The sequence below is a fragment of the Streptomyces sp. NPDC059009 genome (assembly GCF_042740175.1).
Lineage (GTDB): Bacteria > Actinomycetota > Actinomycetes > Streptomycetales > Streptomycetaceae > Streptomyces.
Map to the genome: position 1 here is coordinate 125,217 of NZ_JBHYJB010000010.1, position 13,987 is coordinate 139,203.

Genomic DNA, 13,987 nt, shown 5'->3' on the forward strand with positions numbered 1-13,987 from the left:
CGGCCAGCGGCAGTGGGTGTACCTCCCGGGGAGTACGGGAGGCGGGTGCGGCTACTTCCCGGCCGCCGCTCCCCCGCCACCTGGACCTCTGTACCTACTAGTATGTACAGTGCGTTCATGACCACTCCGGAGCGACTGATCGAGTCCACCCGCGAGCTCCTCTGGGAGCGCGGCTACGTGGGCACGAGCCCCAAGGCGATCCAGCAGCGCGCGGGGGCCGGGCAGGGCAGCATGTACCAGAACTTGACGTAGTTTCTGCCCCAAAGCACCACAGCCCCAGACCGTCAGGGCTACGCTCCTCGGCCATGAAACGGCCTCTCGTCCTGGACAGCTATGCCAGGGAAAGCCGACGCGGCGACAAGCGACGCTTGTCCGTCACCGGTCAGCACGCCTCAAATGAGCAGCGCATCAGGGATCTTGGCGCCACCCTTGGCGAACGTCTCGATGACCAAGGCAAGTCGGCATGGAACCCTGAAGTGCACCGCAAGGACTGGCACCGGCTGATCGCGCGGCACGCCTCCGGCGAGTCGGACGGGGTCGTGATCTTCGACCTTGAACGGTTCCTCCGTCAGGTCAAAGACGCTGTCCGCATCGTCGATCTCGCGAAGCTCGGATTCAAGGTCTTCGACTCCGATATGGAGTTTGATCTCACGACGACCAGCGGGCGGGACGCCTTCTACAAACAGGCCATCGCTGCCGAGACGTACAGCTCGCGCCTCTCCGAAAAGGTCTCACGCGGCAACCGCCAGCGCGCCATCAACGGCGAAGGCAAGCGCGGCCGGTACCGGGCCTTCGGCTTCGAGGACGACGGCACGACGGTGCGCGAGTCGGAGCGCCCGCACATCCGTGAAGTCGACCAGATGATTCGCGTCAAGGGCCAGACCTGGAAAGAAGCGGTTGAGTACCTGACCCGAAATGGGATCTACTCCACCGCGATCCGGCACACCAAAGAGTGCACCGAGATCAAAGAATTACTGACCGCGTATCAGCTGCGCCGGTATGACTGCGCGTGTACGGGTGCCCCCTGGACGGAGAACGGGCTTCAGGGCGCCATGAAGTCCCCGCGCATGGCGGGGTATTCGCGGCTCGGCAAAGAGCTGGTCGGCCGGTTGCCCGGCGAACCTATCCTCGATCCGGTGAACCATCAGGAGTTACTCATGCTCATCTCGTCCCGCCGCGGGCGCCCACCGACTCAGGTCTTCCTGTGCACCGGCAAGGTGCCCATGCGCTGCTGGAACTGTTCTACCGTCCTCACGCAGCGGCGAAGCTCGCACGGCCTCACGTACCCGGGCCGCGACGAAGTGAAGCGCACCTACCTGTGCGACAAGACGGCGGGCGGATGCGGCAAGACGATCGCGGATCGGTACGTCCTGGACGGTCACGTACGTGACGCCGTGATCGAGGAACTGTCCAGCTCCGAAAGCGCCGAAGAGTTAAGGCGCCAGAGGGAGCAGAGGCAGCAGGAGCGCACGCCCTACGAAAAGGAAATCGTGCGCTTGACGCGCATTCGCGATCACTGGGACAAGCAACTCAACGAAGGGGCGGAGGACATGACGATTGACCGTCACACCTTCCTCGTCTCCGACCTCAACTCGAAGATCAAGGCCCAGAGGGCGAAGCTGGATGAGATCGGCGAAGTCTTGGCTGCGCCACCAGAGATCGAGTCCCGGGAATCAGTGCTGCGGAAATGGGAGTCGGCAGGGCCCAAAGGGCAACGCGCGATGTTCATACGGGCTTTCGAAGAGCGCCCCTTCTACGTAGTACCTGGCTCATCCCTGGACACTGACGTACTGGACAGGATGCGGCCAGACCCTAGGCAGATTCCCTGACCTCGGACTCTCCTTCCTCTATCGACACATACACCTTGACGAGCCTCTGCCGCGCCTCAGCCGATATAGGCGGGAACTGCGCGAGCATCCGGCTAAGCCTCTCTCTGTAATCACGATCTGTGCCGTCTTCGCTGGAGTCCATGCGATCCCCCTAGCAGCATGCGCGATACCGGCGGTTGTTGATTTCACAGAGCCCACGAAGAGCGCCGTCATGAATGAAATGCCCGCATGCTCCTGACCCATGTGCCGCAGCATCTCCCCTGGTCAGAACGGGATGTGAGCAGGAAAGAGTTACTGAAAATTTCAACACCCGACAGGTACGTATACCTCTGGCCAGAGCTAGCCTTATCGGCATGGCCCTCGCATGCGGGACAGTTACGCGCGTGCGGCGACAGCCGACGACGCATGGCACGCGGTCACCACCGGACACCATGCGGTCCCACTCGCAACCTGGCGCACGATCAACGACCAGGAAGCGACGTTTGGCTTGCCGCCCTCTGGATCAATGTGTCAATCGGTAGTGCAGTGAAAGACATGTAGAGCTATGGTCGCTCGCGCGCATCCTTCAAGATCCCTCACCCGGGAGGATCATCCGTGCCGCCTGCGCAGCCCTCACGCCGACCAGGGCGCCCCCATGATGATCCCTACCTGTGCAGCGGCAGAGACTCCCCTATCCGCTGCGCCGCCTGCGGCGGGCATCTGACCGCCACCGTCCATCAGCGCGGGGCGGTGTACTCCGACGACGAGCCCCGCCACCACTATCGGTCGTCCAGAGACGGCGGCGGGTGCGGGCGAACGATCGCTGACCAGCGGGTTCTAGATGCCGAGATCTCCGCTATGACGCTCCAGCGCCTGACGGACCCTCAGCAGCTCGCCTTGATCAGAAAAATTCAGGCCGATCATCGAGCGAAGCGGGAGCCCTACCTGGAAGAGATCTCAGAGCGCGAGAAGATCAGATCGTACTGGGACCAGCGGCTCACCAACGGGGTGATCTCTATTGACCAGCATGCGGAGGCGGTAGCCGAACTGGACGAAGCGATCACATCCGCGCGGGCAGTGCTGACGCAGCTCGACACGGTGCCGGTCCCCGACCTGGATGACGAGACCGCTGGCCGTATCGCTACGGGATGGCAGTCCGCCGCACCCGCGGCGCGATACGCCGATCTCCGCAAGGTGTGGCGCGGCTTCCAGATGTTCGTCACTCCTGGATCGTCCGTGGACTCTGCCACCGAGGTACGGAAGAGGATCTCCCCTCCTAGGCTGATTCTCTCCGTGCCTCGGCTGTGAGCGGCTCTTCGCCGTGGATCACCACATGGATGGATTCCAGGTCTTCAACGTCAGTGCGGCTCATGGCCGGTAGGTCGCGGACCATGGCCCGCGCCCATGTCTCTCTCTCATCGTCATCTTCGCCGTCTGCGGTTCCGGCTGGCACGATGCTCCCTCGCCCTCGATAGCCGAGACATGACGGAGCGACAGGGTCCGGGTCTCTCCTCGCGCCCCGGGGCTCCATCGAAGGACACGGCCATGCCGTCTCCGGGGCTTCTGATCGTGCGCGCGCCGTGATCACCAACACCGTTTGATGGGACGGGCGACCCAGGGTGATCACAGCGCACGCACGTCAGAACGTTTCTGTTTCGCTTGTGCTACCTGATCTTTGGTCTCCCGTGGCTCACACGGATTCGCGGGTCCGCGGCCGTCATGACTCTGGACGTAGGACCCGGGATCAGGGAGACCCGGCATGCCCTCCCGCCGTCTGCGGCGGGTGCCTACATCTGCCTCAGCCCCCTCACGTCGGCTCCACACCGCACACAGGGACAGTCGGTTTGATCGCTCCTCACTGATGGAGGAATTAACCACGCTCGGTGAGGTGGTCCATATTCCTCCGTGTCCGACAGGTGTCAACGTGTCCGCCAATGTCCGGTTCAAGATTTTCTCCAACTCCCCTCACGCCCCAAGGCCGTTGCCCCCTGCATCTACACGCGCCACGCCCCGTCATGGATCTCCGCACGGCAACCGGTTGCTGCCTCAACCACGTGGGCATATGCCACTGTTGCGCAGTGCATCGAGTGGGGCCAGAGCATGCACGCATATATCTATCGCGCGCGATTCACACCGGGTGTGCGCCACGGCCCGCGGCTGAGACGCGCCTACGCCAGACGACGACGCCCCCGCTCCTCATGGTGAAGGAGCGGGGGCACACCTGATGCTTGTCTATGACACTCAGCTAAGAGCCGGGGACGATGAAGCCGCGGGCCGCCGTTCCCGTCGGCCGTCGATTCGCACCGTCGTCCAGGCGCTGACGCGATGCAGCCGTGATGTCCTTCCGCGTTGCCGGGTCAGTGCCGTCGTAGATCCGCCACTCACCGGCTGGTTCCGCCTCGGCCACCGGGGCCGCAACGCCGGGCATCCCGCACAGACCGAGCAGGCGCTCAAGATGACGCGCTTGATCCTTGTTCATGCGGCCAGCGTACGGCCCCCGTGGCTGGCTCATCAGCTGACCGGGGGTTCCGGCTGCGGCATGGGCCTGATCGTGCACTCGGGCGCGTGCTGGCAGTTCGCCGCCACGGACACCAAGGTCTTGCCCGTCGGCGGACCCCACAGCTCAGCGTCCGCGACATAGCCGCACGCGCCTATGAGTGCGCGCGTACGGTTCAAGATCTCCGGGTCATAGTGCGTCGGATCCCACCCAGGGAAGTGGTGCACGAACATGCCGAGATCGTCACACAGCTCTGCGTACATCGCCGTGTGCAGGATCAGCGCGTGCCACCCTTCGTCGACAATCCTGGACGGGGCAAGCCCCACCGCCGGATGCGCCGCGCAGGCAGCCACGAACTTCAGGGCTTCATCGACGATCCGTCCGGCCATCTCTTCGGCCATGTCGGGGTTTGCATCCATGACCGTCTTGCGGCAACTGACGTACTGCGCGGCAGGGATCAGGGTGCGCGGCGACGCCGGGTCCGGCCCGCCCGGCGGATCAGGGGGAAGCGGATAAGGAGGTTCGGACATGATGGGACTTCCTCTCTTGTAGAGGGCGGCCCGCCCCGGCTATATCGCTTGGCAGTGGGATGGCCGGGGCGGGATTGCGAGTGACGACGGGCTGAGCAGGGAGGGGCCGCCCGCCGTCACGTCTTAGGGAGCTATCGCCGTCTCGTACAGCGGGAATCCCCAGCTGCCTTTGGGGTGCTGGTCCAGCGGCACGAGCCCGAGCAGATCGCGGCAGAATTCGCAGAGATAGACCACGCGTCCGGCACCAGACGCCACGTGCTCCAGCGCCACGGCTATCGGGGCTTCCGTCTCCTGGCCGCACTTGCGGCAGACAGTCATGACTGTGCTCCACGAACGCGGGCCACGTCCTCACACGTTGGCGCGCAGCCCCAAAGTTCAATGACCTCGGTCTCGTACTTTGTCGTCAGGGTGACCTCGCCGAGCGGCCGGTCCCTGTAGAGTCGCGCGCCGCACAGAGCACAGGCCCAGCCGCGTTTCTGATCACCGTTCAGCATGCTCGGATCAAGACTCGCCACCGTGCTCATGACGTCTGCTCCGCTGCCTTGTTGAGGCTGGTCTCGGTCACGTTCGCGTGCAGCTGCTCGTCAGGGGTGGCGGCGCGGACGCGGGCGGGGTCGGCGTCCCACTCACGTCCGCCACCCGGGGGCCGCAGCTGGACGTACGGGCCAATGTGGCCCATCACCCAGCCGGGTCGGTTTGTCTCTGTGTCGACGACTAGGGCGCCGTCAGGCCATCTGGCGTTCACGTCTCGCGGCCCCCTCGCCGGAGTTGATCAGCTAGCTGTATGGCCACCTCCGCACGGATGCGCCCGAGATTCACGAGAGCCAGGGCGGGTGAGGCGACGTCAACCGCAAGCGAGGGGAAGACGATGCCCGCATCTGTAAGTGCCGTCCTCAGGGTCTCTGCCGCCACAAAGGGATCAACGCTCTGCGGCTCCTGCTCCTGCGTAGTGGCCATGACCAGGACGGTAGGGACGGCGAGGTGGGCATCACTACGCCATATGCTCAGATATTCTTCTGCGCTGACTGAATATGGCCCTATATTCTCGCGTGGTCCAGGTGCACCCTGTGGTGCAGGGCCAACTACCCGCCCATGATGAGTGGATCAACTCCCAGTGAAGGGACACTGATCATGGCCCGACGACTGCGCTTCAATGGCACGGGCAGCGGGGACGACGGCTGCCCGTCCGTGCACGTGGATCTCGACTCACACGAGGTCATCGTGCACGGCCCGGCACTCACCGACCCCGAGGACATCGGCCAGCTTCGGCACCTCGGGGACGGCGAAGTCGCCATCGTCGTACCGCCGGAACTGCTTATCGACTTCGCCCCCAAGGAGGTCAACCGGGTGCCCAAGCTGATCGATCTGGACGCGTTCGCGAAGCTGTTCACCACCTTTGAGCACACCGCGTGGCGCCTTGAGATGCGGCGCCGCTACGCGTCCGACGAAGCCGCGGACACCTACCGCGAGTTCATGGCAACTGGCCACGCCTCGTGGGATCTTGACTCCCCGTGGTGTCGGCACCGACGCGAACTCGCCAGCCAGGGCAAGCGCGTTGAGCGTGTGCGCGTCGTCGACAACCCGCCCTCAATCGGCCAGCTCTACCTTCTCGACAACGCGCGCCGGAACTCGACAGTCGGCGAGGACATCCGCAGCCTGGCACGGACTGACGTGGAACGGCTGAGTCTGCCGGAGGAAGACTTCTGGATCTTCGATTCCCGGCTTGTTGCTCTGCTCAACTTCGACGCTGAGGACACCTTGCTCGATGTTGAGCTGATCACTGAACCGGTCAAGGTCAACCAATACCTCCAGGCGCGCGATGCGGCCATGCACCACGCCATCCCCTACGAGCAGTTCGCGGCCAGGATGACCGCGGAGGAGTAGCGAGCGTGACTAGGTGACCGACTTCCAGCAAGCGCGGGTAGCCCTTGGGCTGCGTCTCCGCGAACTCCGGCTCTCGCGCCCTGGGGGTCGGCTCACCCAGAAACAACTTGCCGTGCTCCTCAACTGGGAGCAGTCGAAGATCTCCAAGCTGGAAACGGGGCGCCAGAACGCAGCGCCGGAAGATCTTCAGGCGTGGACCGTCGCAACCGGCCACCCCGAAGCCGCCGATGAACTGCTGACCAAGCAGCGCAATATCGAACTGGACGTCAGGTCATGGCGCAGGCAGCTCGCCCGCGGTCACCGGCCCGTGCAAGAGACCCTCAACGCAGAGCACCGGCAGACGCGTACGTTCCACGGCTTCCAGAGTGCAATGATCGTCGGCATTCTCCAGACGGCCGACTACGCCCGCGCGATCTTCGGCCGCTATGCCAGCCTCCAGCAGTCTCAGCGGGACATCGAGGAGGCCGTAGGCGCCCGCCTCAAACGGCAAGACGCTCTCTACTCCAGCGGCAAGCGGTACAACATCCTCATGTGGGAACCGGCCCTGCATGCCCGCGTCTGCCCAACTGCCGTGCTGGCCGCTCAGCTTGACCGGCTTACCGGAATCATGGGACTGAGCACCGTAACCCTAGGGATCATTCCGCTACAGGCGTCCCTGAAGATCCCCCCTGTTGGTGGCTTCTGGATCTATGACGAGCACCGGGTGATCACAGAGAGCTGGCACGCAGAGCTGTGGATCGACGACGCCGACAGTGTGGCCACCTACCTGCGCGTCTGGAACACCCTGCGTGAGTCCGCCGTCTACGGTGCCGACGCCCACAACTTGATCAACTCGGCGCGGCGGGCGCTTGGGTCACGGTGACATCAGCTCGCGAGCCGGTACGCCCGCCAGCGCTGGCCGTCGCGTACGACCAGACCTTGCGCCTGGAGCTGCCCCAGCTGGTAGTGCACGGATGACCGGCTGGAGAGCCCGACGTCCGCCGCGATCTCCGCGAGCGTCGGGCACTCCCCCGTGTCCGCGATCCGCTGCCGGATGCAGCGCATGATCTGTTCCTGCCGTTCGGTCATGCACACCACTAGAGCAGGTGTTCGATTTTCTGAGCAAGCTGCGGTGCAGACCTTCAGCTCTTCGCCGCCTCGATCTCCGGATGCCGGACCAGCCTCTTGAGCGCCATCTCAATGTCGAGCCGCGAGTGTCCCGACGCTTCGGCCAGCGCCGCGATCCCCTCGTGCACGGCGAGCGCGGTCTCTACGGTCAGTGCGCCCCGCTGGATCTCACTCCAGCAGAGACTTTCCTTCTCGATCAGGTCGGCGGGGAAATCAATGTCTGTCACGTCGTCGAAGCTTAAGCGACGCGGTGCAGTGGCCATCGGCCCCGGCGCGAGTACCGTCGATGCTGGGGAGAGGGGGACATCATGGGCGACATCCCGAAGAGCCGCGACGCAAAGCATCCGATCTTGCGCCAGCTACTGACGCCGTTCTACCGGACCCGGATGCGGCGGTTCCAGCGGAATCAGGCGACGATCAACGAGAACCGCGAAAAGATCAAGGCGAACCGCGAGAAGCGGCAGCGGGCGCACAGTGAGCGGGCATACGTCAAGCAGCTGAAGCGAGACGGAACACTGCGATAGGAAGATGACCGGCGGCCACCGGCAAGAGCCCCCGACTCCTCACTGAGCCGGGGGCTCTTCGCTGCGCTCGGGGGGCAGGGCGCTGACGTAGCGGTCATCGTCGGCGTAGTCGACCCACCCAGCGGCAGCCAGTGCAGCGCGCGCCTGATGCACAGCAGTTACCTCATCACGGAGGCTGCTGGCCTCGATGTTCAACCGGCCGCGGCCGACCCGTGCCACGGTGCGCCCGTCGATCTGTAGCCAACGCCGCCCCTCCGGTCGTTGCACACCCAGCGTCTTCGCGGCCCTGTCGAGCAGCTCCAGTTCGGCCCTCTGCTGCTCCTCGCGGCCGAGCGCATCCCAGCTCGCAGCGCGCGCGTCTTGTGCGGCCTTGCGCTCCTGTTGTTGCTGCCGCTTCTCGTCGGCGTGCGCAATGTCGGCGTCCAAGCGGGCCTGGTCATCAGCATTGGGCATCCGGTAGCCGGACACCCCGGCCGGTTTAATACCCTGCTCTGCCAGTGCACTCAGCACCTTCAGGGCCTCTTCGCCAAGGGCGGGGTCAGCCTCGCTCTCTTTGTCGCTGAGATGAAAGTCCGCTAGCTCACTGAAGTGAAGGGCAAACTGGGGCAGAATTTCGCTCGGCACGGCTACGGTGACGACCTTTCCCGCCGGAGATGTACGACGCCGCCCCCATGCCTCATATAGGGCCCGGTCGGCAGCATCAAGAGTGTCGCCGTCATTCTCGTGAACTGTGCTGTATTCGTGATCCAGGGCGCCGGGAACCTTAACGGTCACGACGGATTGTTCGTCCATGCTGGAACGCTCCTTGGCTGGAACACGGGTAATGCTGACGATAGCGCAGCGGTACAAATCGTCAGGCAGGTGCTCGTAATCGGAAAGCGCCGGAATATATTCCACGCCATAGGCATCGCCGAGGGTTTCACGGATGATGTCCAGGGCTTTTGCGTCATCACCGTCCCCGAAGAAATTCAGGGTGACATCGACGGCGCCAGGGGCGTACTGACGGACCGTCCATCCGTAGGCAGCGCTCTTGCGCAGCCCGACGGCTTGGAGGGCCGGAGCGATCTTGCGGGAGACGTCGGCGGCGCGAAGCGAGGGGCTCGGGTCGGCGGGAGAAGTCATGGCGTTCCTCAATCGCATAGCGTCGGGGCGCTCAGGTGCGCCCGGTCATGATGTGCGAGACGCGGCCGGTGCTAACACCGATCCGCTCCCCTACCTCTTCCAGGGTGAGCGTCTCGCGAAGGGTGCGAACGTCAGCCTGACGAGCCCCCTTCAGCTCCCCCTGACGATCCTGGATCACAGCCAGAATCTCGGTGATCGCGAACGCGCGCTCCGCAGGGTCACCCATCGCCAGGGCTTGATCAACGGCGGCACGCACGGCCGCTCCAGGCGTCTGGTCCATGGCGCCACTATAGCCCCCTATAAGAATCTTGGCGAGACCTCTGGACACCGAGACTTATAGGGCCCTATAAATGAGGTAGAACGAAGACAGACCACAGAGTGATCACCCAGGGAGAGATCATGAAGGACACCGACACCACCGCCGCTGAAGAGCGGGCCAAGGCGCAGGAATCGTACGAGCGCAGTGACACTGATGGCTTCGTCTCTCAGTGGGCCCACGGCGTGATGGCCGCAGAGCGCGAGGTACAAGCCGAGGTCGACGAGAACGGCGGCGTCTGGGACTTCCGCGCCATCTTCACTGCCGCCGATCTCAAGCGCGCCGACGGGGCGGTCATCCCCGCGGGGACCCCCATTCCCGCCGTCCGCGAGCAAGGCAAGTGGGGCTTTACCTGGATCGTCTTCAACGCCGAAGCCCGCGCACTGCTGGGCTCGAAGTACCTGAACGAGTCCACTTCGCGGAACCCCGACAGGGAGCGCGCCGCTAACGCCAAGAAGGGCTTCTACCTGGGAACCGTCCGCGTGCCTGCCGAAGCTGACACCATCGGCGGCGGGCGCGGTCTGGCCGGTGCTACCAGTGTGACGGTCGTCCCGGTTCGCGTGGACGGCGGTTTCAGCGCAGACGCCGAGATCATCGACAACGGTCAGTGAGCATCATCAGCCCCGGTCACGGTCACCACGGACGTAGCCGCAAAGGCAGACCGGGAGCACTCAGCAAGTCCCCATCGGCATGGGAGGGATCATGGACTTCATCCTGTTCGACGTCGCGCGCTGGATATGGGCGCACTGGTACATCATTGCCCTGCTGGCCATCGCCGTGGCGAGTGTCGGCGTGGACATGAAGGAGAGCCGATCATGACCCCGGATGAACGCGCCGCGCGCCTCGCCATGCTGGAAGAGCGCAACGCGCTGATCAAGGATCCGATCGTCCGGGACATGGCGGTCACGTACCTGTACGAGGACCTGGATGAGGCGGCGCCGGACGGCGCCCCCTCCCCCTCGATGATCCAACAGGCGTTCACGGCCTACGTGAACCGCGCCCGGCACAAGCCCGACCACCCCGAGGCCGTTGCCGAAGCGGTGCTCTACGTCCGGCAGCAGTACGAGATGGTCACGTGGAAGGTGCTGATCGACGGGCAAGTGATCGCCCGGGGACTCAGCCCACAGGACGCCTTCAGCCTCGGCAAGAAGCGGGGTGCCCAGGGACAGGACGTGACCATGGAAGAGGACGCCCTGATCTCGAAGGAGGAGCTGTGACAGACCGGCCGACGTACATCATTGAGCATCCCGACGGCGGCACCATCGAGCACACCAAGGGCGGCAAGGTCCCGCAGTGGGCAACGTGGTGGTTCGACCCCCGCGAGGACCGGTGGCGCCACGCCGGATACAGCAACCTGGCAACGATCGAAGAGGCCACCAAGAAGGCTCTGCCCGACTTCCGCAGGCAGGGCGCACGGACCGTCGCAACCCGCGTTCTGGGAGTCAAGTAGACATGACCGCCAAGCTCACCTCCGCCCAGCAGCGGGCCTTGGACTACATGCGCGCGCACCACGGAACAGTCCACTCCGGCGACGGCTTCAGTGTGACCACGGTGCGCGCCCTGGAGCGGGCCGGACTGTGCACGGTGACAACCCGGCTTGCCGCCGATCGCATCCTGGGCAGCCTTCGTACCCGCGTCTTCGAGGCTCAGCTCACCGACGCGGGGTGGGGCGAGCATGAGCGGACAACCGCGCCCACTGGTCCGCTCGTTGAGCCCACCCCCGAAGATGAGCTGCGCGAGGGTGACATCGTAGAGAGCGTCTACACGCTCGGCCGGGCCACCTGGCTAGGTGCCAGCGCTCTCGGGGACTATGCGACGCGGCACGTTGGGGGTGCCGTCTTTCGCAGTCCGGCGGGCTGCTATCGCTTTGTGTCCCGCCCTGAGCCCGAAGCTCCGGCCGACGAAGCTCCGGCCGACGAGCCCGCCCCGGAAGAGCCCGCCTTCGTCCGCGGCGCCAACGGCCGCTTCGAGGCGGGCCAGCGCGTCACCTTCCGGGCAGTCGACGGCTATCTGATGTCCGGCGAGATCGCCAGTGTGGACCGAGCGGACCGCACCGTGACGTTCCTGGCCGATACGCGCCAGGTCGCCCCGGCGTCCCGTCCCATCAAGGGCATGCCCAACCGGCCGGGACCTGCCCGCGCCATCACGCCGCCCGAGGAATGGACGGTCGACGCCGATTCCAGGCAGCTCAAGCACAGTTGATCACGTGAAGGGATGACCAGTGATGAGCAGTCAGCCGCTGCGCTCCGCCATCGCAGCCACCCGCCCCGTCTTTACCCACCTGGAGACTGAATGGCTCTTCGAAATCATTCTGAGTTCAGGACACAAAGAGGCCGACTATCTCGTAAACAAGCTTGTCAGGTCCAGCGGGGGGCCGGAGCTGTACGCGAGGACTCGGCAGCGCATCGCGCAGGCCCTTGAATACAGGCAAGAGGCAGACTGACCCCACGCAAACAAGCCCCCTCCACCCGAAGGTGAAGGGGGCTTTCGCTATTGCTGGTTCAGCGACGCTTCGCCTCGGTGACGAACGCCTGCCACGCGGCGGGCGTGACCGTGAGGGTTCCCTCGGCGTGGTCCTTGGTGTCGCGGACGAAGACCGCGGCCCGGTCGCCGTCGGCGACCTCGATGCAGCTCTGCACGTCGCTGTACGTGGACTTGTGCCAGTTCACTGTGCCTCCAGTTGATCACTTCAGGGTCGGCCGCTGAGGGTCGCCGCCGCCCTGCTTGGCCAGTAGCCCATAGACGGCCATCACGCCCGCCGTCAGCGCCCCCGCAAGGGCGGCATGGCTCAGGCTCCATCCGCCGGAGCGCAGGGACTCTACGACGCCGCCGACGAACGCCACAGCGACCAGCTCGCCGAGCCGGATCAGATACGTCTTCATGACTGCCTCTTCGGGATCGTGAGCACCTGGCCGGGATAGATCCGGTACGGGGTGCTGATGTGATTGGCCCGCGCGATGTCCAGCCAGGGCACGCCGACCAGGGCGCCAATGCTGGACAAGGTCTCACCGGGGCGGACGGTGTGTGTGGTCGGCGCCTTCGCCGCTGCGAGGATCGCGGCCATCGGGAAGTTCCCCGGGTCCCCGTGGTCGTTCTCCGGTACGTGCTGGTGTCCGCAGTGCCCCTTGAAGGCGAGCCAGCGCGACGGCGACATACGGACGCTTGAAGCTCCATAGCTGGCCGGATACGCCTTGAACGTGAGGCCGCTGGAGAGCGGAACGTCGTGCTTCTCGTTCGCCCATTTCGCGAATGCCGCCAGGTCGCGGATTACCCAATCCGGAACCTCAGGGGCGAAAAGGTGCTGTACCCCTTGCCTGGTCCAGCGGGCATGGGTCACCGGGTCACACGTCGAAACTAGTTCGACCTGTGCCACGTTCAGCGTGTTCGTCTGCACCCCGCCAGACCGATTGACCAGCGCTCGGGCAGAGACATCGAAGTCGAAATGCTGGAACCACTTCAGCTTGTGCGCCCGGAAGTCAGGTACGGCCGTCAGCGTTGGAGCCTGCGTTCCGCCGTCATACGACGGGAGCGAAGTCCCCTCCGTCGTATGCCAGACGATCGCGTTTACCTCCATCGCGTCGCCGCCGAGACGCGACTGGTAGAAGTAGGCCAGGGACGCGTTCGGATATTTCTGCGGGCCGGTCTTCATGAAGCTCCCCTCCCTCAACTCTTCGGCGCCTCGGTGAAAGGCGGCTGCGCGTCGTCGATGAACTCGCCGCAATTCAGGGCCTTATACCCCTCTTCAATGACGTCAAAAGCGTGGTCATATGCCTTGGGGTCCGCAGCCGCTTTGCGCCCCTGCGCTGACTTCGAGCTGAGGAAAATCGTGTACAACGGACAGAAAGCCTTACGCCGGGTATCGGACTGTGCCACGTCCAGGCGATGCGTCAGAGAGTCGATCCGGTCGGCGTTGTGGTCGACCCGTACGAGACCGAGCGCCATCGTCACCGTCAGCGCCACGTCCAGCACAAGGGACGCCAGCGTGACGAGAATCATCCTGCGATTAGTGCGCGATCGCTTGGTGAGCGTCACCAGCTGCGCGCCGTTTTCTCCGGCCAGCTCGGCCACTTCGTCGATAAGCGTCTGCGCCAGTTCAGTCAGGCGCGCGAGGCGATCTGTCCCCGGCTCTTTCATCCTCCCCCGCCTCCCGCCGCAGCGAGGCCGCCTCTGACGTCAGCTCGGCCGAGAACGCCGCCAGC

24 protein-coding genes and 1 pseudogene are annotated in these 13,987 nt (G+C 64.7%); 11 read left to right on the top strand and 14 right to left on the bottom strand.

Going from position 1 to position 13,987, the window contains the following annotated elements:
• Window positions 1-102 precede the first annotated feature (102 nt).
• A pseudogene (locus tag ACFWYM_RS12495) lies at window positions 103-243 on the top strand (TetR/AcrR family transcriptional regulator); the annotation flags it as partial.
• A 62-nt stretch (window positions 244-305) separates the two neighbouring features.
• Window positions 306-1,829, top strand: a complete 1,524-nt coding sequence (locus ACFWYM_RS12500; RefSeq protein WP_384834256.1) for a recombinase family protein — start codon at window positions 306-308, stop codon at window positions 1,827-1,829.
• Here ACFWYM_RS12500 and ACFWYM_RS12505 read toward each other — a convergent pair.
• A complete protein-coding gene (locus tag ACFWYM_RS12505; RefSeq protein WP_384834259.1) occupies window positions 1,813-1,971 on the bottom strand; it encodes a hypothetical protein in 159 nt (52 codons plus the stop codon). The genes ACFWYM_RS12500 and ACFWYM_RS12505 overlap by 17 nt on opposite strands.
• 587 nt (window positions 1,972-2,558) lie before the next feature.
• On the opposite strand from ACFWYM_RS12505, the gene ACFWYM_RS12510 reads away from it, so the two are divergent.
• The gene (locus tag ACFWYM_RS12510; protein WP_384834262.1) at window positions 2,559-3,116 is read left to right on the top strand and encodes a hypothetical protein; all 558 of its coding nucleotides are present in this window, start codon (window positions 2,559-2,561) and stop codon (window positions 3,114-3,116) included.
• 937 nt (window positions 3,117-4,053) lie between these two features.
• On the opposite strand, the gene ACFWYM_RS12515 is transcribed toward ACFWYM_RS12510, so the two are convergent.
• The 5 genes from ACFWYM_RS12515 to ACFWYM_RS12535 form a co-directional block, all read right to left on the bottom strand.
• Window positions 4,054-4,287, bottom strand: coding sequence for a hypothetical protein (locus ACFWYM_RS12515; RefSeq protein ID WP_384834265.1), 234 nt, complete (start codon window positions 4,285-4,287; stop codon window positions 4,054-4,056).
• Window positions 4,288-4,319: 32 nt separating this feature from the next.
• Window positions 4,320-4,835 (bottom strand): hypothetical protein, encoded by a 516-nt coding sequence (locus ACFWYM_RS12520; RefSeq protein WP_384834268.1) that lies wholly within the window; start codon window positions 4,833-4,835, stop codon window positions 4,320-4,322.
• A 123-nt stretch (window positions 4,836-4,958) separates the two neighbouring features.
• Window positions 4,959-5,153: a hypothetical protein gene (locus tag ACFWYM_RS12525; RefSeq protein ID WP_384834271.1), complete on the bottom strand. Its 195-nt coding sequence runs from the start codon at window positions 5,151-5,153 to the stop codon at window positions 4,959-4,961.
• A 202-nt stretch (window positions 5,154-5,355) separates the two neighbouring features.
• Window positions 5,356-5,514 (bottom strand): hypothetical protein, encoded by a 159-nt coding sequence (locus ACFWYM_RS12530; RefSeq protein WP_384834274.1) that lies wholly within the window; start codon window positions 5,512-5,514, stop codon window positions 5,356-5,358.
• Window positions 5,515-5,576: 62 nt separating this feature from the next.
• Complete coding sequence (locus tag ACFWYM_RS12535) at window positions 5,577-5,792, bottom strand: hypothetical protein (protein WP_384834277.1); 216 nt, start codon at window positions 5,790-5,792, stop codon at window positions 5,577-5,579.
• Window positions 5,793-5,966: 174 nt separating this feature from the next.
• Here ACFWYM_RS12535 and ACFWYM_RS12540 point away from each other — a divergent pair, with 174 nt between their 5' ends.
• Window positions 5,967-6,719, top strand: a complete 753-nt coding sequence (locus ACFWYM_RS12540) for a DUF6879 family protein (RefSeq protein WP_384834280.1) — start codon at window positions 5,967-5,969, stop codon at window positions 6,717-6,719.
• 13 nt (window positions 6,720-6,732) lie between these two features.
• Window positions 6,733-7,581, top strand: a complete 849-nt coding sequence (locus ACFWYM_RS12545) for a helix-turn-helix domain-containing protein (protein WP_384834283.1) — start codon at window positions 6,733-6,735, stop codon at window positions 7,579-7,581.
• A gap of 2 nt (window positions 7,582-7,583) precedes the next feature.
• Here ACFWYM_RS12545 and ACFWYM_RS12550 read toward each other — a convergent pair whose 3' ends face one another.
• Both ACFWYM_RS12550 and ACFWYM_RS12555 read right to left on the bottom strand, forming a co-directional pair.
• Window positions 7,584-7,787, bottom strand: a complete 204-nt coding sequence (locus ACFWYM_RS12550; RefSeq protein WP_384834286.1) for a LexA family protein — start codon at window positions 7,785-7,787, stop codon at window positions 7,584-7,586.
• A gap of 53 nt (window positions 7,788-7,840) precedes the next feature.
• Window positions 7,841-8,053: a hypothetical protein gene (locus ACFWYM_RS12555; RefSeq protein ID WP_384834287.1), complete on the bottom strand. Its 213-nt coding sequence runs from the start codon at window positions 8,051-8,053 to the stop codon at window positions 7,841-7,843.
• Between the two features lie 81 nt (window positions 8,054-8,134).
• Here ACFWYM_RS12555 and ACFWYM_RS12560 point away from each other — a divergent pair, with 81 nt between their 5' ends.
• Window positions 8,135-8,350 (top strand): hypothetical protein, encoded by a 216-nt coding sequence (locus tag ACFWYM_RS12560; protein ID WP_384834290.1) that lies wholly within the window; start codon window positions 8,135-8,137, stop codon window positions 8,348-8,350.
• A 39-nt stretch (window positions 8,351-8,389) separates the two neighbouring features.
• On the opposite strand, the gene ACFWYM_RS12565 is transcribed toward ACFWYM_RS12560, so the two are convergent.
• The gene (locus ACFWYM_RS12565; RefSeq protein WP_384834293.1) at window positions 8,390-9,472 is read right to left on the bottom strand and encodes a hypothetical protein; all 1,083 of its coding nucleotides are present in this window, start codon (window positions 9,470-9,472) and stop codon (window positions 8,390-8,392) included.
• Between the two features lie 31 nt (window positions 9,473-9,503).
• Window positions 9,504-9,752, bottom strand: coding sequence for a sigma factor-like helix-turn-helix DNA-binding protein (locus ACFWYM_RS12570; RefSeq protein WP_384834296.1), 249 nt, complete (start codon window positions 9,750-9,752; stop codon window positions 9,504-9,506).
• A 119-nt stretch (window positions 9,753-9,871) separates the two neighbouring features.
• Between ACFWYM_RS12570 and ACFWYM_RS12575 the strand changes: the two genes are divergently transcribed.
• The 5 genes from ACFWYM_RS12575 to ACFWYM_RS12595 all read left to right on the top strand — a co-directional run bounded on the left by ACFWYM_RS12575 (window position 9,872) and on the right by ACFWYM_RS12595 (window position 12,231).
• Window positions 9,872-10,399 (top strand): hypothetical protein, encoded by a 528-nt coding sequence (locus ACFWYM_RS12575; protein WP_384834299.1) that lies wholly within the window; start codon window positions 9,872-9,874, stop codon window positions 10,397-10,399.
• A gap of 204 nt (window positions 10,400-10,603) precedes the next feature.
• The gene (locus ACFWYM_RS12580) at window positions 10,604-11,005 is read left to right on the top strand and encodes a hypothetical protein (RefSeq protein ID WP_384834302.1); all 402 of its coding nucleotides are present in this window, start codon (window positions 10,604-10,606) and stop codon (window positions 11,003-11,005) included.
• Window positions 11,002-11,238 (top strand): hypothetical protein, encoded by a 237-nt coding sequence (locus tag ACFWYM_RS12585; RefSeq protein WP_384834306.1) that lies wholly within the window; start codon window positions 11,002-11,004, stop codon window positions 11,236-11,238. The genes ACFWYM_RS12580 and ACFWYM_RS12585 overlap by 4 nt, the downstream gene beginning before the upstream one ends.
• Before the next feature lie 2 nt (window positions 11,239-11,240).
• Window positions 11,241-11,990 carry a hypothetical protein gene (locus ACFWYM_RS12590; RefSeq protein WP_384834309.1) on the top strand — a complete coding sequence of 250 codons (750 nt, stop codon included), beginning with the start codon at window positions 11,241-11,243 and terminating at the stop codon, window positions 11,988-11,990.
• A 22-nt stretch (window positions 11,991-12,012) separates the two neighbouring features.
• Entirely contained in the window at window positions 12,013-12,231 is a 219-nt protein-coding gene (locus ACFWYM_RS12595; protein ID WP_384834312.1) for a hypothetical protein, read from the top strand.
• 58 nt (window positions 12,232-12,289) lie between these two features.
• Here ACFWYM_RS12595 and ACFWYM_RS12600 read toward each other — a convergent pair whose 3' ends face one another.
• From ACFWYM_RS12600 to ACFWYM_RS12615, 4 genes are read right to left on the bottom strand one after another with little or no spacing between them, the layout of a single operon-like run.
• The gene (locus tag ACFWYM_RS12600; RefSeq protein ID WP_384834315.1) at window positions 12,290-12,457 is read right to left on the bottom strand and encodes a DUF397 domain-containing protein; all 168 of its coding nucleotides are present in this window, start codon (window positions 12,455-12,457) and stop codon (window positions 12,290-12,292) included.
• Between the two features lie 15 nt (window positions 12,458-12,472).
• The gene (locus ACFWYM_RS12605) at window positions 12,473-12,670 is read right to left on the bottom strand and encodes a hypothetical protein (protein ID WP_384834318.1); all 198 of its coding nucleotides are present in this window, start codon (window positions 12,668-12,670) and stop codon (window positions 12,473-12,475) included.
• A complete protein-coding gene (locus ACFWYM_RS12610) occupies window positions 12,667-13,437 on the bottom strand; it encodes a LysM peptidoglycan-binding domain-containing protein (RefSeq protein WP_384834320.1) in 771 nt (256 codons plus the stop codon). Before ACFWYM_RS12610 ends, ACFWYM_RS12605 begins: the two co-directional genes overlap by 4 nt.
• 14 nt (window positions 13,438-13,451) lie before the next feature.
• A complete protein-coding gene (locus ACFWYM_RS12615) occupies window positions 13,452-13,922 on the bottom strand; it encodes a hypothetical protein (RefSeq protein WP_384834323.1) in 471 nt (156 codons plus the stop codon).
• Window positions 13,923-13,987: the final 65 nt, after the last annotated feature.